Raw genomic sequence first — 17,377 nt, forward strand, 5'->3', positions numbered from 1 at the left:
GATAGCCTTTGGGCTGGTAAGCATCCAGGAACTGACGAGAGCACTGACGGCACAAGTAGTTCTGCTGCTGTTGACGGCGACCGTTTTTGACGACGTGAGTGGATTGACAGTCTAGACATTGCATCAGGAGACCCTCAACGCTGCATCATATTACTATTGTGCAACGCCTTTTATTGTTTGACTTTTTATGGTTTGAGATTAATGAGCAGCGTATTGCGCCAACCAATTCGCGTAAGTTTCTTGCAAATTCGGATCAGATAAGACGATTTCAACTTGGATTTTTTCGCAGCCGTGACGATGGGTTTTGGCGATTGCATCGAGGAATTGGCTAGCTGCCCCAGGAGAAGTAAACTCACCGCGCACCACAGACTGTTGGCTATCAGCAGACATCGCATTGGCTAGTTCCACCGCTGTGAGGTCGCCCTGGCTCAAATCAATTTCTGCCAGTTGCCGATGTTCCGGGCTAATTTGCTCCACAATCAGCTTTTCGCGGCGTACTGGAACTTCCACAATCTGAGTTTCAATGGCTTTGCGAACAATTACTTCACCAATTTTATGCTTGCTACGATCTACAACCAAGCGCTCTTCCAGCAAGCGAATCGCTTCTTCTTCCACTACATGAGGAATCGCTGTATCATTCACGCGATCGGACTCCAGCGAGTTCTGGAGTGGAAGAGGAGTTGAGTTTGAAGTTGGGGTTGAATCAGTGAAACTTTCCATAGGATTTGAAGTTGAATTAGAACTTTGTTGAGAGTTAGGTTGGCTATTGGACTCGAAAGGTAATGTCACAGGCTTGGAGGGTAGCGTTGAAGATGCGGCCTCTCCAGTGGCAGGTAGCGAAGATTCGGGTAGTTGAGCCATCTGCGCCGCGCTCAAGTGAGTCAACACTGAGCGGTTTGGAGAATCAATACTGTGAATAGACTTGCTAGTCAGCAAAACCAGACGAAAGCCCTTATGCGCGTCTGGTAGAGAAACCAAAAACTGAAGCTGGCGGTCGGCTGTAAGCTGCACATCTCGCACTTCACCAACTAACTCACCATGCTGGTCTTTAACAGCAAAGTTCTTCAGCTTGTCACGTACCTTGGTCACCAAAGTATCCAGACGGGCTTGTTTTTTATCAGAGGTGGAGTGATCTGGAAATAGGGAGTTACTCATAAGACACCCGCTTAAATAGTTGCTGGTTAGGGTTATGTTGGTCGGGTTTGTTCAACCCAATCAACCCCAAAATCTAATGTGATGCAGTAGAAACAGTCGGGTGAAAAAATGCAGGCAGAGCTAAGGTTGCTCTACCTGCACCGTTTGATTAGCGCTTCCATGAGATGAGTCATCCATCTAGGTCATGATTAAGTCATGAGAAGCGGTTAGTTTAGCGGCGATCGCGAGGAGAGCTGCCTGGGCGGTTATCCCGGATGGGACGACCTTGGGTATCAATGTCTAGTTCTTCGCGACGAATTTGATCTTCTGCGGTGACAGTATCGCGCTCAACTTCCTTGCGAATATTGACCTGTTCTCTTACAAAAGCTTCCTTATGCACGTCCGCAGTTTCTTCGTAAACTTCCATGCGGGCAATCTCACCTTCGCGGAAGTCAGCGGTGCCTGGCGTTACCGAGGTCCCTAGATTAGTCGGGTTGGTCCGCTCAATGACGATTCGTTCGCGCTCAACGGGCACTGCCACTCTAGCCGTTTCAGTTTCGACATGCTTACCAACAGCAACTTCTCCAGCTTTGCGACGATGCTTGTTAGCAACTAAGCGCTCTTCATAGAGCTGAATGGTTTGGTGATCCCGCTCATTCATGTTGTAGAGAGCGGGTTCTTGGCGATAATCATAAGCTGGACGAGCACTAGCTGCCGCAGGTCTTTCTACAGGAGCAGACCGCTCGACTGGAGCGGCACTAGCAGTCCGATAGGTAGTGCCTTGAGCGTAAGTGTTCTCTAAAGGCAGGGAGGCCTCAAGCGGAGCCGAAGCTTCTAGGGGGGTCGAGGCATCTAAACTGGCAGGCCGATAAACGCCTCGGACGCGCTCTTCGTAGTCATAATCTACGACTAGATTGTCATGGTACTCTGGCAAGTTTTCTGCTTGTTGCTTGGTTAAGCCAATTGTGTAGATCCGTTGTGCTTGGGGATCGCTCCGAAAACGGCCTACTGGCAGCAACACCTTTTTGCCAAAAACCCAAAAACCTGTGTCTACAACGAGGTAGCGGAAGTGACCTTCGTCATCTACTAAAACGTTGTGAATACTGCCAACTTTCTCATCACTCTCGGTATAGACATCTAGCCCTTTGACATCATTACCATCAAAAAGTTCTTGACGGTAGTTAGGGTAATAATCGTCAAGTTTATAAAGAGCCATAGAGTTGCTCCTAAAGGGGTTAATAGTGGCGATCGCCTCATTTCGCTTCATGAGTTCTCTGGGAAAGAGGCGATCGCGAGAAGTACTGAAAAGTGCAGGCAGGTTGACCCTCCCTGCACTTTGTAGACTGAAGTAGACTGAATCTGATTAGCGGCCTAGCAGAGGCCTAAAGATTCAGGATGGTTTAGCGGCGATCGCGATTGGTGGTGCCTTTGTCGATGATGCCGCGGCCTGCATCGTCAATGTCTAGTTCTTCACGGCGGATCTGCTCTTCAGCAGTTACCGTCTCATGATCTACTTCCTTACGGATGTTGACCTGCTCGCGTACAAAGGCTTCCTTATGTACGTCAGCTCTTTCTTCATAGAGATCGACGTGAGCTACAGTGCCTTCTTGGAAAGCTGCATCCCCAGGAGCAACAGGAGTGCCTGCCCCAGTGGGAGTGCTGCGCTCAATCACGATTCGCTCTTTCTCTACAGGTACGGAAACCCGAGCAGTTTCGGTTTCAACGTGCTTACCAACTGTCACTTCCCCAGTCTTCTGGCGCTGCTTGTTAGTGATCAAGCGCTCTTCGTATAACCGTAGAGTTTGATGGTCACGCTCGTTCAGGTCATATAACGCAGCATCTTGCTTGTAGTCGTAGGTATCGCGGTTAAAAGGTACCTTGCCCGCAGTGCTAGCAGTGGTAGCGGTGCTAGCAGCAGTACTGGCAGTGCCAGTTGTACCAGTTGCCGTCGGGCGATAGACTCCCCGAACGTTTTCTTCGTAGTCCTGGTCGATTTTGAGCTCGTCAGTGAATTCTGGCAAGTTTTCGACTTGTTCCTTAGTCAAGGTGCTGACGTTAACGCGACGCTGCGTGTAGTCGATTTGAGCCAAGCCAATGGGAAGCAATACTTTCTTACCTAGTACCCAAAAGCCGGTGTCAACGACGAGATAGCGGAACTTACCATCACGCTCATCTACTAAAACGTCTTTGACTGAGCCAACCTTGTCATTTTGGGCATAAACATCTAAGGATTTGATGTCATCGCCATTGTTATGATCTTTGTAATCTGGGTAATAGCTTTCAAGTTTTGTGAGAGCCATAGGGTGCTCCTAAGTAATGTTTAAAACGACTTCCATTCACCCACCAGATTAGAAAGATAATAGCTAAGCTGCATCTCCCAGATGGCTGACTTAAAATAAGCTGTTTTTTCTAAGAACTGAGTAAAATTGTTCATCGCAAAAACAAAGCTAAAAGCCAAGATTCAGGTGCACAAAAGGTTAGCCACGCCAAAAGGGCTTTATTTAGAAATAGTGATTAAGATAACTTTTCGACGCAAATTGGTACGTCGTAAGGGTGAGTATTCGTTAAATTCAATAAAACTTAGGCAATCTTAGAAATCTGCGGTCCGTGGCATTTGTTTCAGTTGAATTAACAGTAAATATGTCTGAGTCTTTTTGGTTGTCCACCCTAAAACAAGAGCGAGCGATCGCAGTCATTCGTGCCCCTACCTTTGAGCTGGGTCAACAGATGGCGCGAGCAGTCGCAATGGGAGGGATGCGATTAATCGAAATTACTTGGAATAGCGATCGCGCGCCCGAATTGATTGCGTCGCTACGCTCAGAGTTACCTAACTGTTTAGTTGGCACAGGCACTTTGCTAACTCGGGCGCAGTTACAATCGGCGATCGCAGCAGGAGCACAATTTTTGTTTACCCCTCATGTCGATTTTGGCTTGATTCAGCTCGCTTTGCAGCAAGGCGTGCCCATTGTGCCGGGGGCTTTGTCGCCTACGGAAATTGTCACAGCTTGGCAAGCGGGAGCCAGTAGCGTCAAAGTTTTTCCGGTGCAGGCAGTTGGAGGCGCTACTTATATCCGTAATTTGCAAGGGCCACTCGGTCAGATTCCCCTCATCCCGACGGGCGGCGTCACTGTCGAGAATGCCAAAGACTTTTTGGCCGCTGGAGCGATCGCCGTGGGATTATCGGGTAATTTATTTCCAGCAGCAGCAATTCAAGCAGGGAATTGGCCAGCGATCGCGCAACAAGCAAGAATTCTTTGTCAGCAAGTTGCCAATGTCTCTATTTCATGATTTATGGTGAATATAGAAAATAGCCAATCAGGGTGCATCAGCAACATTACAAACATTCCTCTCGTTGGCTAGGAGGTCAGAACGATGGGTAGCATGACCCGTTCAAAGCGGCAGCGACGTTGGAGCCAGATTTGGTTGAGTACTGCACTGGCATTAGCAGTGTTGGGGCCAGAATCCATCTGGACTACTAGGGTCTCCGCTCAACAAGTCAGTCCACTGGGGCAAAAGATGCAAACATTGCGTCAGTCGGATCGGCGGTGGATTGAAATTGACCTCTCATCCCAGCGCTTGATTGCTTGGGAGGGCCAAACTCCGGTTTACGCCATCATTGTTTCTACAGGTAAGTCCTCAACGCCAACCCGTACAGGTGCGTTTGCCATTCAAACAAAGCATCGCCAAGCCCGGATGCGAGGCAGCGATTACGATATTTCTGATGTGCCCTACACGATGTATTACTCTGGCAACTACGCTATTCATGGCGCTTATTGGCACCACCGCTTCGGCACACCCGTAAGTCATGGCTGTGTCAACGTGGCCGTGAATCATGCCAATTGGCTCTTTGATTGGGCCACGGTGGGTACTCCGGTCGTAGTGCACTCTTGAAGTCTACTGAGTCAACCGAGTTAACTGAGTTGAACGACAGGTTGATCGTCAAGCAAAGTTTGATTCATCAATAAATCTTCGACTGTCATCCGCAGAAAACGCTGGGCATCGACTTGAAACAGAACCTTGATGCGATCGCTGCCTGGATAGCCGGGCGGTGTGAGTTGCGCAATGGTGCGGGCACCCTCCCGGTCATTCAGCGGTTGCACTTGAGTTTGGCCACTAGCTAAGCTGCGAGTCACGAGGCGATCGCCATCAAAGTACACTTCTGTACCGCCAGACTCAGCCCCCATTTCGCCCAAAATTAGTTCGATGCTAGGTTGGCCCTCCACAGAAGCCCCCAGCACCAGTTCTATAGGGTCGGTCATAGGATAGGGTTGGCCTGATTTCACGATGGGATGCCAGTTGTGGCAATTTTGGCGGCGGTCCCAGTAGCGCACTCCATAGCTGTGGTAGAGAAAATCCTTCAGCTCCACGCCTTGATTCAACTGCAACGCGCCTTGAGCGATCGCCTCAAATGGTTTAGAAGAGCGGATTTTGGCAACATCAAAATATTGCTGGACCCAAGTTTGAACTGCGGGAATTTGCGCGGTTCCTCCCACCAGCAACACACCGCTAATATCCTCAATTTCGATGCCCTGCTGTCTAGCTTGGCGCAACACCTGAGTCATACTGTCATCCAGGCGATCGAAGAACTCATGCTCCTGCAAAATCAACTCAAAGCGATCGCGATCGAGGGCTAGTTCGTAGCTTTCAAAAGTTTCGTCGTTAAAGTAAACCTCATTGGCTTGGGATTGGAGCGATAGCTGAATTTTTAGGCGCTCTGCTAACCGAGTGGTGAGAGGGGTAGCCGCTAACCCTTGCGTCGCCGCAAAATAATCGACCAACCAGTGATCAATATCAGCTCCGCCCAGATTCTGTCCTGCTTTAGCTAAAACACGAGCGGTTTTGGGTCGTTGACTGATACTGTCGGCCAAAGATTTCTGACCCCACTGCAAAATGAAGCCCAAAGGCTTGCTGTTAGCCTGTCGGCCTAAATCTAAACGCACCAAGGACAGGTCTAGGGTGCCGCCACCAAAGTCAACCACTAATAGAATTTCTTGATCCGCCAGACCATAACCGAGGGCTGCTGCTGTTGGTTCATCCAGCATCCGGACTTGCTCGATTTGTAGCGACTGGCAGATTTGCCCTAACCAGTTGCGATAGATTTCAAAACTATCGACTGGCACTGTGAACACCAGCGATTCTTTCACTTCTGGATAACTGGTTTTGAGTTCTTCAATGATTTGAGTCAGAAACCAAGTGCCTGCGCGCTCGAAGGTGACTTGCTGACCATCCAGTTCTGGAACGAACCCCTGAATGGTTGCCCCAATCCCCCGCTTGAAATTGCGAAAAAAGCGAGGGTCGCTGCTGAGGTCGAGGCCGCGATCGCGCACAGCTTGTCCCAACACTACCTCTTGCTTCGCGGCATCTTCTACATAGAGCAGGCTAGGAATGAGGGGTGGATTTTGCCCTAGCCGCAGTGATAAGCCTGGTAAGGCAAGGGTTTCTGGCTGTTGCGTAGCGCGATTCCAACGAGCGACAACTGTGTTGCTAGTCCCAAAATCAATTGCAATATCCATTCAGTTTCTGTTTCCCAGGCATGGGAACTCGACAAATCTACTGAAGTTGAACCGACGCAAATTTTATCCTAATTTCTGTTCACCTGGACTCTCCATCAGGGTTGGAGTCTCAAGGAATTTCACCCCATTTGGGATCACGACATATAGCACCATAGTCATCCAGTCGACAAATCGAATGTATATCCTTGGATCTATGGCAAGTACTCAGAACATTTCTTAACATGAAAGTAACAACGGCTCTGAGGTAGTCTAGTCGTCCTCAAGCAGTAGCGCCGATGTTTCACCCAGTTAGTTAGGAAACGGCCTCAATCATGGATAGCGGACGTCCTTCAGACGATTCCTTGAACACTCTCAGGAATGGCATTTGGCTCCTAGGAGTTTCATGTTGGTTATTTGGCATTACTGACAGAAGCATTGCTTCTCTTGCAGATGGCTCCCTCTCTGCTGTTGACCTGACGCAGCTCCTGACGGCTACCTTTTTATTTATCAGTTGGCTCTTCCTCAAGCCAGCTTCTTTCAAGCTACTGCCTTGGGCACCCGTAAACCGAACTTGAGTTGTGCAATTAGGTAGGCTGCCTAGAAAGCTACATAGAGATTAGAGTGCTAATGCCTACAGCGAAGGGTACCGATCGCCAAATCAGCACCCCCATAAACTCTGTTAAAACGTGATTAACTTTTTGCGAGTTAGCTACTGAGCCGCCTTAGCTGGTTCTTGGGTACGAAACTCCGTGATGCGCTGCTGCAACTGCTGATAGCTGCTAATTAACTCCATCTGCGCGATCGCTTGTTGTTCTCCGGAAACCAACCACTTGATTTGAATAGTTTGGTTCTCTGCTTCTGCGTCACCCAAAATTAGACAAGCCAGAGCACCACTGCGATCGGCTCGTTTGAGCTGCTTACCAAAAGCGCTACCACTTAGGTCTAGTTCCACCGCAAATCCAGTCTGACGTAGTTTTTGGGCCAGAACTAGAGCTTGAGCTTCGGCGCGATCGCCCCGTGACACTAAATAGAAATCTAGCGTTGATTGAGGGGCAGCGCTTAGTTGCTGTAGCAGCAACACTAACCTCTCTAGCCCGATCGCCCAACCAACCGCTGGCGTATTAGGACCACCCAACTGCGAAACCAAGCCATCATAGCGACCCCCACCACACACCGTCGCTTGGGCACCTAGATGAGCAGACTGAATTTCAAAGGCTGTGTGGGTGTAGTAGTCCAAGCCCCGCACTAAACAAGGGTTGAGTTGGTAAGCAATGCCTAGGTCAGTTAAGGATTGCTGAACTTGATCAAAGTGCCGTTTGGAATCAGAACCTAAATACTCGAGAATGCTGGGTGCGTTTTGCGCGATCGCCTGCGTTCGCCTATCCTTACTATCTAGAATTCTGAGCGGATTGCGAGTTAAGCGATCTTGCGAATCCTGGTCTAACTCTTCCTTATAGGGAGTGAAGTAGGCGACCAGTGCATCTCGGTACTGCTGACGATCATCTGCATTGCCCACCGAGTTGAGCTGTAGTTGTAAATCACTCAAACCTAGAGTCTTAAGAATGTCTGTAGCGATCGCTATTACCTCCGCATCGGCACGGGGGTCAGCACTTCCTAAAACCTCCACCCCAATTTGGTGAAACTGGCGCTGTCGCCCTGCTTGAGGGCGCTCGTAGCGAAACATGGGTCCGGTGTACCAGAGACGTTGCACCCCGCCTTGCGCGTGCAGACTGTGTTCAATAAATGAGCGAACTGTCCCAGCCGTGCCTTCCGGTCGCAGCGTCGTTGAGCGATCGCCGCGATCCTTGAAGGTGTACATCTCCTTGCCCACCACATCCGTGGCTTCGCCAATGCCTCGCTCAAACAACTCCGTTTGCTCGAAGATGGGGGTGCGAATTTCTTGATAAGCAGCTCGACTGAGAATCGTCCGGGCTACTGATTCTATTTGTTGCCAGTACTTAACTTCATCCGGCAGAATATCACGGGTTCCGCGTAATGCTTGAATCGCGCCCATTCCCAATCAGGTTCCAATTACAAAAAGATCGTTAATCTTGCTGGGCTTTCCAAGCACCATAGCGATCGCTATAGTAGGCCAAAATCTGATCGATCCGTCGTCGCATTCCTTGGCTTAGCTCAGGTTGGTCAGCCTCTAACGGATACTCTAGCCACAAGCCACCCACTTGACTGTAGGTGTAGTCAAAATCTTTGGCTGGTTGTGGTAGCAGTCCCGCTTTCACCCCACTAACTTGATGTAAGTGGGCCACAACTTCGCGATACACAGCCAAAGGTAAAGTGGGATTGTAGAATTCGTAGCGCAACTGTTGGTTGTTAGCAGTTTGCATCATGATCTGAACTTAATCTGAACTTACGCTTAAGAGATCACTTCGTCATTGGCAGAAGGCAAAACGCAACAGTTCACGTCATTCAGGCAGACCTTACCCCACTGCAACGCCCACATTACCAGCGCCACACGGTTCTCTGTAGCAGTCTTAGTCAAAATATTACTGATATGGTTGTCAACTGTGCGCTTGCTAATTGCCAACTTTTCTGCAATCTCCTGGTTAGTCAAGCCAGCAGCCACTAGTTCAATTACTTGCAACTCTCGGTCTGAGAGGACTCCGTGGTTCTGAGACTCGACACCAGACATAAACTATTCCTATCCGTGTATATTTACTTATCCCTCACTTTAATTCTAGAGGCAATTTTGGCAAACACCCCAGGTTCAGAGGGTTTCATCGCTAGATTTTGAGCGGATGGCCCGAAATCTATAAATCGGGTGTAAGCAAAGAGCAAGGCCGAAAATAGTAAACAATCATAAAGTTTCCTCAAAGTTTTACAGCGATCGCCTGAAGAAGCTTGAATTTCTAGTAAAGAAAATACAGTTGTATCCATCGATACATTGGTGTTTTCCGACGTTCTTTTACTCTAGATGAGGTAATTCGGAATAGGAACTCAGCAAGTTCCTGTTTTGGTTGCTTGCGTAGTGATTAAATCGTTGAAAAACTGAGACTACTAGCTCAAAACGTATGTGTGTTCTGAGCTGTCTTGACAGTATTTACTCGAGATTTATTCGAGCCGATTTGCCTGAAGCGCAGTCAAAGTCTTAGGAAGTAGACCCTAGGCTTACAGTTTCGCTGAATTTCAAAAAATCTTTAAATCCTCTGCCAAACGCCACATTCTCGATTGAGGAGTACCGTCGCTATGCTGCAACCACTGGTCGTCATTGAGCAACAGAGTTCGTCATACTTCAAATTTTGGCACCAGAACGTCATGCATGATGGCATGCGTTACCAAAGCGAATTGTTTCGTCACTTTCGAACTTTCAGTCTCCAGCGGCGTAACCATGCCTACAGCTTAGGCTGTGCCCTCGCTCAACAAGGTATCCAAACGGTCATTACTTGCGTTAGCGATCGCAATACGGCCCTCACAGATCAGCGCTACGTCCTCTGGATTAGCTTGCGTTCACCTTGGGCCGAAAGTGAACCATCTTTAGCAGAGTCCTTAACGCCTAGCCTAGTTGGAACCGTTGCTTAAACTACGGTTTTTCAGTAAATGCCCTTGTCCCGCTCGGTCGAATTTTCACTAATCTCTTGGTGCGCTAGATTGCTATCTCTATTGGTAGTAGCTGGCTTGTTTGTGGCAGTTTGGAGTAGCCCGGCGATCGCTTGGGCGCAATCGTTGCCCACGACTCCAATCAGTGTAGAACTCTCTCCAGAACAACCTGCTTCCAGCCATAGCAACCTAGACTCTAACGATATTCCGTCTGAGAAGGTAAACCAATTCGTTCATGCCTTTTTACAAGTGCTGGACCTGATTGAACGGCGAGAAGGGGAACTCCAGGGAGCTGAAACCGAATCAGAATCGCTGCGAGTTCAACGAGAAATTGAAACCGAAGCTCTAGCAATTATTGCGGCGGCGGGATTAACTAAAACTGAATATCTGCAATTATTGGGTTTGGCTAATACAGATTCAGAATTTGGGGAGCGAGTAGCAGCTCAGCTTCAGGAAGCCAATGAGTAATGCCTAGAAGTCAGAAAGTTGGCATTCAACCCTATGATGGTAGGCATCTAGGGTAACTTCTGAGCCTACAAGTTCCTGAGTTAAGTCCTGAATCTGGGGTCTGCTGTCTGTATAAGACCCTAACTTAGCGAAATTGCGGTTTTAATTGCTAAAAAACGGCAATGTAACTAAGAGACGTCACCCTAGGGCGGCATTTGATCTGGTTGGGAAAAGTTGAGAAGGAGTGTTGGTGTGGTTCACCCGCGGGTTCTCTGTCTTGGCGAAGTTTTGTTTGACTGTTTGGCGAATCAACCAGGGCGATCGCTAGAGCAGGTAGAGTCTTGGACTCCCTATCCTGGTGGGGCTCCAGCAAACGTCGCTTGTGCACTGGTCAAGCTCGGCACAAGTGCTGGGTTCGTTGGCTGTGTGGGTCAAGATGAGCCAGGAGCAAATTTAGTCCAACTGTTGCAAACTGTGGGCGTAGATACCAAAGGGGTGCAGCGTCATCCCACGGCTCCTACGCGCCAAGTTTATGTGTTGCGCTCAGAGACAGGCGATCGCATTTTTTCTGGGTTTGGTGATTTAGATACCGCAGAATTTGCCGATACTCACCTACAAGCTGACCAACTACCAGTGGACTTGTTTGAGTCAGCCGACTTCTTGGTGTTAGGTACCTTGGAGCTAGCCTACCCAGAGAGCCGAGCTGCTACAGAACGGGCTTTGCAGCTAGCAGAGCAGCATTACGTTAAGACATTAGTGGATGTAAACTGGCGACCCATGTTCTGGCCTGATCCAGAAATTGCACCTGCCATCATTCAAGATTTACTCAAGCGAGTTGACTTTCTCAAGCTCGCGGATGAGGAGGCAGAGTGGTTATTCGGTACCGCTGATCCCGGCGCGATCGCCCATCGTCTAGGCAATACCGAGAGTGTACTGGTGACGGCTGGAGCCAAAGGCTGCGCTTACTACTTGGGCGGGCATGAAGGTCACTTAAATGCCTTTGACGTGGAATCAGAAGACACCACAGGCGCAGGTGATAGCTTTGTTGCGGGTTTTCTGCACCAAGTCGCTCAAAATGGGTTGCAAAGCCTCAGCGATCCCGAAACAGCTAAAAAAGTCGTGACCTACGCCAGTGCAGTCGGCGCTTTAACCACCACACGACCAGGAGCGATCGCGGCTCAACCCACACCAGCGGAAGTTGAGGCTTTTCTCTACCTCAATCAACAACTATCTGGCTAATGGCTACCGAAATCGAGCGTAAATTTCTCGTTAAACCAGAGGAGTGGCAGCAATTTCAGCAGCGCTCTGATCCCACGTTGCTCAGCAGCACCCGCTATCGACAGGGTTACATTTCTTCTAGCGTCAGTAAGACTGTGCGAATTCGAGTTGCGGGCGATCGCGGGTTCATCACGATCAAAGGCCCCACAGTCGGCTATTCTCGCTCGGAGTTTGAGTACAGCATTCCGCTAGCCGATGCGGAAGCGATGCTCGATCAGCTTTGTGAGCCACCTCTAATCGAAAAAACTCGCCATAGAGTTGCTTGGGACAACTTGGTTTGGGAAGTGGATGAGTTTGCGGGAGAAAATCAAGGGTTAATGGTGGCGGAAGTCGAACTGAGCGATACGAACCAAGCTATTACCTTGCCCGATTGGGTTGGAGAAGAAGTCTCCGACGATCCCCGTTACTTCAACGCCAGTTTAGCGAAGCATCCTTACAGCCGTTGGTAAGAGTGAGGATGGGATTCACAGATGCTACTTGGCTGAAGCTTGAAACCTCTACGGAACTTCGCTTAGATCACAGAGCATGTAGCTTCGGGAGTACATAGCGCAATTCGCATTTAGCTGCTGAGCTGCTTGGCGGTAGACGACAAGCGATCCCATTTGGTCTACCCAAGTCCAACCTCGTTGCTCTAGATGGGTCTTTAAAGCAGAGAAGGAGCGAACCAACAAGCGTTTTGGGTTGGACTTTACCGCCGTAATATCAGCATGAGTTAGCTCCATCTGCAAAGCAGATCTTAAAATGTCTGGTGTGTCGTCTTCCTGGCTTAAAGCTGTTCCGAAATACAAAAAGAAAAGTAACGCCCCACCGCCACAAAACAGCGTTAGGAAACTGGTAAATAAGAGTAATTGAGAATTTTGCAGTCTCATGATTGTCTCTGCCTATATCTGCGATCGCCCTATTATTCCGCGCTAGGCAGGCAGGTGCTCCAAGGATTCTATTAAACAAAGGAGTCGGCTCAACTCAGATTGATGGTTGAGTTGGCTTTCCAAACGGCTCTGGTTTAGGGACAATCAGAGCGATAGAACATGTGACGGTTACCAAAACTATGGATTTATTGGCTCAGCTGTCGGGTCAGCTCCTCAGTCAGCAGTTGGCTCAACTCATTGTGAACGGCATTGCAGTCGGCTCCATTATTGCTCTGGCAGCTGTCGGTCTCACACTCACCTATGGCATTTTGCGCTTAGCGAACTTTGCCCACGGTGATTTCCTCACGCTAGGAGCTTACCTGACGCTCTTAGCCAACGGTTTTGGTATAAATATTTGGCTGGCTGTAATCCTGGGTGTGGTCGGGACTATTTTGGCAGTGTTGCTTACCGAAAAACTGCTGTGGTCGCCCATGCGCGATCGCCGAGCTTCCTCCACCACCCTCATCATCATTTCCATCGGTCTAGCTCTGTTTCTTCGCAACGGCATTATTTTGTTCTGGGGCGGGGGGAATCAAAACTATGACTTGCCCGTCGCTTCTGCCGTTAGCCTGTTTGGGATTCGAATTGCTTACTATCGCCTGATTGTTGTCGGCCTAGCGATTCTAGTGATTTTGGGCCTGCATTACCTCTTACAAAACACCAAGATTGGTAAAGCGATGCGGGCTGTGGCGGATGACATCGATTTAGCGCGGGTGTCAGGGATCAACGTAGATCAAGTTGTAATCTGGACTTGGGTGATCGCTGGCAGCCTTACGGCGCTGGGTGGTGGTATGTATGGCCTGATTACCGCAGTACGTCCCAACATGGGCTGGTTTCTCATTTTGCCTATGTTTGCGGCAGTCATTTTAGGCGGAATTGGCAATCCCTACGGCGCGATCGCGGGCGCTTTAATTATCGGAGTGGCGCAGGAAGTCAGCACCTACTGGTTACCCACTGAATACAAGCTGGGAGTAGCTTTATTGATCATGGTGCTAGTGCTACTCGTACGGCCACAAGGCTTATTTAAAGGCACGATTTGAGTAACACTAGCGCTTAACCAAGCAGACCAAAGCAGAAGTCTCAGGTCACTATGGGTTGATGGCATGGAAGTAAATAGCTGCAACCAGGAAATTGCCAGCTAAGAGAATCAAGCTAACAATGGTGCGGTAGGGATAAGGGGGCTTAGACTCATCCACAACTGCTTTGGTTTTAACCGATGATTTCACTGCTTGAGCGCTCATAAACAAGCTCCTTGTGTAACTCTACTAAACAGAAATACCAAAGAGGCTAGGTCGAGCACACGCGCCAGTAGGCAGATTTTATTTTGCTTTGGCGAAGATTTTCTCAATCCCACGGAAGAGCCCGCTGCTACCTCACCAACTGGCTAAACCGCCTCCCCAGCGTGGTAGGAACTACGCACCAAGGGACCAGAACGCACATGAGAAAAACCCATTGCACGAGCGATCGCGCCTAGGTGCTCAAATTCTGCGGGTGTCCAATATTTTTGGACAGGCAAGTGTTCTAAGGATGGGCGCATGTATTGACCCAGAGTGAGGCGATCGCAATCTACAGTTCGCAAATCTTGCATAGCCTCTATTACCTCTGATTCGGTTTCCCCATGCCCTAGCATTAGGCCAGATTTGGTAGGAATCTGGGGGTTGAGCTGTTTCACGACTTGCAGCACTTGCAGCGATCGCTCATACTTGGCACCGCGTCGCACTGGACCTTGTAAACGCTTCACCGTCTCAATGTTATGATTGAAGCAAGCAGGCTGAGCCGCTACCACGGTCGCAATCCGCTGCCGCTGCATCTCTGCCACCTCTAGGTCAGTCGCTCGCCCACCCCAAAAATCAGGTGTCAGCACTTCAATTTGTGTGTTGGGATTAGTTTTGCGAATCGCCGCCATTGTCGTTGCAAACCAACCCGCTCCTTGATCCGCCAAGTCATCTCGCGCAACTGAAGTCAGTACCACATACTCCAGCCCCAGCAGATTAACTGATTCAGCGATTTTCTCTGGTTCTTGAGGGTCAAGTGGCATGGGAGCATGACCTTTATCCACCTGGCAAAAGCCACAGGCACGAGTACAGATAGGCCCCATCAGCAGGAAGGTTGCTGTCTTTTGGGCGTAACACTCTCCTCGATTCGGGCATCGCCCCTCTTCGCAAATCGTATGAATTTGCCGCTGCTTAATAATCTTCTGAACCGTAGAAATCTCACTCGCCTTACCCACAGGTCGCCGGAGCCATTCCGGCATGCTGATAATTTCAGAACGACGAGCAGCAGTAGATGCGTTCGTCAAACTTGGCTGCAGAGTTGGCTCTATTTCGGAAGGCATAAAACGTTAGATGGCTCAAGCCAGCAGTCGGGTAATTAAAGGGTCTAATCACAAATTCTAGAACTTGTTGTCGAAACTGCAATTTTGACCTTTCCCGTCACTGATAATAGCGGCACGAGCCAAAACGCAATCTACCAAAATCTAATGGTAGTGCGATCGCTTTGAGATCAATTCTGAGGAATTTTGGGCATATTAGAATGCCTATCCTATGCCAACACCGCCAAACAGGAGTCTCACTCAACTGAAATTAGAGTAATTTCACTTGCAGAAGCTACGCTGGTTTATGGTGTCATAGAATTACCACTATGCCTATACTTAACATCACTTGAGTGATGTATACCAATTTTCTCTACTACACTGTGCATTGATTAATTCTTCACCTGAGGTTATCCTCCAACAGGATCAAACAGCAGGACGGTCGAGAAATAATAATCTAAATCTTCACTAAACCTTGAATCACCCCCTAAGGAGTCAGTTGTGGCAAGTCACAAGATCCTAGTTATTGATGACAGCAGAGTCATTCGGATGCGAGTGCGAGACATGTTACCCAAAGGTAACTTTGAAGTTCTCGAAGCCAAAGATGGGGTTGAAGGTCTCAACTTAATCCGGCAAGAACGGCCAAACCTGATCATGCTAGATTTCCTGCTGCCTCGAATGAGCGGCTGGGAGGTCTTTCAACAGATTCAGAACCAATCAGACTTACAGAGCATTCCCCTAGTAGTGATGTCAGGGCGTCGGGAAGAAGTAACCGAGAAAATCCCTGAGCCCTTTGAGTTTTTCGAATTTATTGAAAAGCCTTTCGAGCAGAAAGAGCTCATTGAAGCGATTAAAGCCTCGATGGCTAAAGCGAAACTACCACGGGTACAAGCCGCCGCAACCGTAGCCACACCCGCAGCAACCACGGCAACCGCAGCACCTGCCGAGTCGGGGGCCTCGGCCGCGGAGATTCAAGCGCTGAATGAGAAGGTTGCCAAGATGCAGGCAGAAATTGATGGGTTGAAGAAACAACTAACGCAGATTGTCACTTTCATCAAGCAAAAGCTCAAGTAGTCTATGGCAGGCAGGCGAGGGGCGATCGCCTACCGTTTTATTGCCATAAACCTAACTTCTAGTCCAACTCCCGTCGGCCTTCTAGTGCCCTTGCCAATGTCACCTCATCGGCATACTCCAAATCGCCCCCCATCGGCAAGCCAAAGGCAATTCGAGTCACTTTTGTAAACGGCTTTAATAGCTGGCCGACATACAGGGTGGTAGTTTCACCTTCAATACTAGGGCTAATGGCTAGAATGACCTCTTGAACTCTCTCTTGGCTGACTCGCCGGACCAATTGATGGATATAGAGTTGGTCGGGACCGATTCCATCCATTGGTGAAATTAAACCTCCTAACACGTGATATTTACCGCGATATTCTCGTGTTTTTTCAATTGCAATGACATCTCGTGAATCGGCAACAACGCAAAGTGTGGTGCGATCGCGATTCGCGGTGCGACAAATTTCACAAACAGGTTCAGCCGACAGGTGAAAACAGACAGAACACAGGCCAATTTGTTGCTTGGCTTCCATCAAAGCTTGAGCCAGCGCTTGAACCTCGGTTTCTGGACGTTTGAGAATATGTAAAGCGAGCCGTTGCGCGGTTTTAGGCCCCACACCTGGTAAGCGCTGTAATTGCTCAATTAAGCGAGCTAAGGGACGTGCGTAAACCGTGGGACTGCCTCCTAAATTCATCCAAGCTCAAATCATAACGGTTGAAGTTGCTCGACTCACAAAAATTCTGGCGATCGCTTGTGAGTGAAGCTTAGGGCGCAAAAGGCACTCACCCCGTCTAAGCCCCCTCTCGCACGTCACCTACTTCTATTTCTAGACTAATGAAAAAAGCGCCCTCTGTGTGGAGAGCGCTTTTTTAACGATTAAGGGAGTTTTGGCTCAAGGGGCAAGTCTCACCCTGCCAGTTGAGTTCGGATCAACCGTGGATTGCAGGTGCGCCTAGTGCTACAGGAGCAGCTTCGCCCGCAGCCAGGTCAAGGGGGAAGTTGTGAGCGTTGCGCTCGTGCATCACTTCCATTCCCAGGTTCGCGCGGTTCAGTACGTCGGCCCAGGTGCCAATCACTTGACCCTGGGAGTCAATGATCGACTGGTTGAAGTTGAACCCGTTCAGGTTGAACGCCATCGTGCTGATGCCCAAGGACGTGAACCAGATGCCAATCACAGGCCATGCACCCAAGAAGAAGTG

General features: G+C 49.2%; 20 protein-coding genes and 1 pseudogene. 9 read left to right on the plus strand and 12 right to left on the minus strand.

What is annotated here, in order from left to right; all coding sequences use genetic code 11:
• Nucleotides 1–198: 198 nt before the first annotated feature.
• The 3 genes from H6F72_RS30420 to H6F72_RS23400 all read right to left on the minus strand — a co-directional run bounded on the left by H6F72_RS30420 (nt 199) and on the right by H6F72_RS23400 (nt 3,434).
• Complete coding sequence (locus tag H6F72_RS30420) at nt 199–1,155, minus strand: YsnF/AvaK domain-containing protein (protein ID WP_190441522.1); 957 nt, start codon at nt 1,153–1,155, stop codon at nt 199–201.
• A gap of 211 nt (nt 1,156–1,366) precedes the next feature.
• Nucleotides 1,367–2,350, minus strand: coding sequence for a DUF2382 domain-containing protein (locus H6F72_RS23395; RefSeq protein ID WP_190441549.1), 984 nt, complete (start codon nt 2,348–2,350; stop codon nt 1,367–1,369).
• Nucleotides 2,351–2,534: 184 nt separating this feature from the next.
• A complete protein-coding gene (locus H6F72_RS23400; RefSeq protein ID WP_190441523.1) occupies nt 2,535–3,434 on the minus strand; it encodes a DUF2382 domain-containing protein in 900 nt (299 codons plus the stop codon).
• A 340-nt stretch (nt 3,435–3,774) separates the two neighbouring features.
• Here H6F72_RS23400 and H6F72_RS23405 point away from each other — a divergent pair, with 340 nt between their 5' ends.
• Nucleotides 3,775–4,422 (plus strand): bifunctional 4-hydroxy-2-oxoglutarate aldolase/2-dehydro-3-deoxy-phosphogluconate aldolase, encoded by a 648-nt coding sequence (locus H6F72_RS23405; protein ID WP_190441525.1) that lies wholly within the window; start codon nt 3,775–3,777, stop codon nt 4,420–4,422.
• 84 nt (nt 4,423–4,506) lie between these two features.
• Nucleotides 4,507–5,025 carry a L,D-transpeptidase gene (locus H6F72_RS23410; RefSeq protein WP_242017093.1) on the plus strand — a complete coding sequence of 173 codons (519 nt, stop codon included), beginning with the start codon at nt 4,507–4,509 and terminating at the stop codon, nt 5,023–5,025.
• Nucleotides 5,026–5,045: 20 nt separating this feature from the next.
• On the opposite strand, the gene H6F72_RS23415 is transcribed toward H6F72_RS23410, so the two are convergent.
• Nucleotides 5,046–6,647, minus strand: a complete 1,602-nt coding sequence (locus H6F72_RS23415) for an Hsp70 family protein (protein ID WP_190441527.1) — start codon at nt 6,645–6,647, stop codon at nt 5,046–5,048.
• Between the two features lie 311 nt (nt 6,648–6,958).
• Here H6F72_RS23415 and H6F72_RS23420 point away from each other — a divergent pair, with 311 nt between their 5' ends.
• Entirely contained in the window at nt 6,959–7,201 is a 243-nt protein-coding gene (locus H6F72_RS23420) for a hypothetical protein (protein ID WP_190441529.1), read from the plus strand.
• A 134-nt stretch (nt 7,202–7,335) separates the two neighbouring features.
• Here H6F72_RS23420 and hisS read toward each other — a convergent pair whose 3' ends face one another.
• From hisS to H6F72_RS23435, 3 genes are read right to left on the minus strand one after another with little or no spacing between them, the layout of a single operon-like run.
• Nucleotides 7,336–8,640, minus strand: coding sequence for a histidine--tRNA ligase (hisS, locus tag H6F72_RS23425; RefSeq protein ID WP_190441530.1), 1,305 nt, complete (start codon nt 8,638–8,640; stop codon nt 7,336–7,338).
• Nucleotides 8,641–8,671: 31 nt separating this feature from the next.
• A complete protein-coding gene (locus H6F72_RS23430) occupies nt 8,672–8,971 on the minus strand; it encodes a hypothetical protein (RefSeq protein ID WP_242017094.1) in 300 nt (99 codons plus the stop codon).
• Between the two features lie 26 nt (nt 8,972–8,997).
• A complete protein-coding gene (locus H6F72_RS23435; protein WP_190441532.1) occupies nt 8,998–9,273 on the minus strand; it encodes a LuxR C-terminal-related transcriptional regulator in 276 nt (91 codons plus the stop codon).
• 554 nt (nt 9,274–9,827) lie between these two features.
• On the opposite strand from H6F72_RS23435, the gene H6F72_RS23440 reads away from it, so the two are divergent.
• From H6F72_RS23440 to H6F72_RS23455, 4 genes are all read left to right on the plus strand, one after another.
• Nucleotides 9,828–10,160 (plus strand): hypothetical protein, encoded by a 333-nt coding sequence (locus tag H6F72_RS23440; RefSeq protein WP_190441534.1) that lies wholly within the window; start codon nt 9,828–9,830, stop codon nt 10,158–10,160.
• Between the two features lie 69 nt (nt 10,161–10,229).
• Complete coding sequence (locus H6F72_RS23445; RefSeq protein WP_242017095.1) at nt 10,230–10,646, plus strand: DUF4168 domain-containing protein; 417 nt, start codon at nt 10,230–10,232, stop codon at nt 10,644–10,646.
• Between the two features lie 231 nt (nt 10,647–10,877).
• Complete coding sequence (locus H6F72_RS23450) at nt 10,878–11,864, plus strand: PfkB family carbohydrate kinase (RefSeq protein ID WP_190441538.1); 987 nt, start codon at nt 10,878–10,880, stop codon at nt 11,862–11,864.
• Nucleotides 11,864–12,352 carry a CYTH domain-containing protein gene (locus H6F72_RS23455; RefSeq protein ID WP_190441540.1) on the plus strand — a complete coding sequence of 163 codons (489 nt, stop codon included), beginning with the start codon at nt 11,864–11,866 and terminating at the stop codon, nt 12,350–12,352. The genes H6F72_RS23450 and H6F72_RS23455 overlap by 1 nt, the downstream gene beginning before the upstream one ends.
• 48 nt (nt 12,353–12,400) lie before the next feature.
• Here the strand turns inward: H6F72_RS23455 and H6F72_RS23460 are convergent, their stop codons facing one another.
• On the minus strand, nt 12,401–12,772 hold the full coding sequence (locus H6F72_RS23460) for a hypothetical protein (protein WP_190441542.1): 372 nt from the start codon (nt 12,770–12,772) through the stop codon (nt 12,401–12,403).
• Between the two features lie 179 nt (nt 12,773–12,951).
• On the opposite strand from H6F72_RS23460, the gene H6F72_RS23465 reads away from it, so the two are divergent.
• The gene (locus H6F72_RS23465) at nt 12,952–13,851 is read left to right on the plus strand and encodes a branched-chain amino acid ABC transporter permease (RefSeq protein ID WP_190441543.1); all 900 of its coding nucleotides are present in this window, start codon (nt 12,952–12,954) and stop codon (nt 13,849–13,851) included.
• 48 nt (nt 13,852–13,899) lie between these two features.
• On the opposite strand, the gene H6F72_RS23470 is transcribed toward H6F72_RS23465, so the two are convergent.
• Both H6F72_RS23470 and lipA read right to left on the minus strand, forming a co-directional pair.
• Entirely contained in the window at nt 13,900–14,052 is a 153-nt protein-coding gene (locus H6F72_RS23470; protein WP_190441544.1) for a photosystem I protein PsaX, read from the minus strand.
• 143 nt (nt 14,053–14,195) lie between these two features.
• Nucleotides 14,196–15,146: a lipoyl synthase gene (gene lipA, locus H6F72_RS23475; RefSeq protein ID WP_190441545.1), complete on the minus strand. Its 951-nt coding sequence runs from the start codon at nt 15,144–15,146 to the stop codon at nt 14,196–14,198.
• Between the two features lie 477 nt (nt 15,147–15,623).
• Here lipA and H6F72_RS23480 point away from each other — a divergent pair, with 477 nt between their 5' ends.
• The gene (locus H6F72_RS23480) at nt 15,624–16,196 is read left to right on the plus strand and encodes a response regulator (protein WP_190441546.1); all 573 of its coding nucleotides are present in this window, start codon (nt 15,624–15,626) and stop codon (nt 16,194–16,196) included.
• A gap of 58 nt (nt 16,197–16,254) precedes the next feature.
• Here the strand turns inward: H6F72_RS23480 and recR are convergent, their stop codons facing one another.
• Complete coding sequence (gene recR, locus H6F72_RS23485; protein ID WP_190441547.1) at nt 16,255–16,872, minus strand: recombination mediator RecR; 618 nt, start codon at nt 16,870–16,872, stop codon at nt 16,255–16,257.
• A gap of 235 nt (nt 16,873–17,107) precedes the next feature.
• Nucleotides 17,108–17,377, minus strand: a pseudogene (locus tag H6F72_RS23490) (photosystem II q(b) protein); the annotation flags it as partial.

The organism is Trichocoleus sp. FACHB-46 (assembly GCF_014695385.1).
GTDB lineage: Bacteria > Cyanobacteriota > Cyanobacteriia > FACHB-46 > FACHB-46 > Trichocoleus.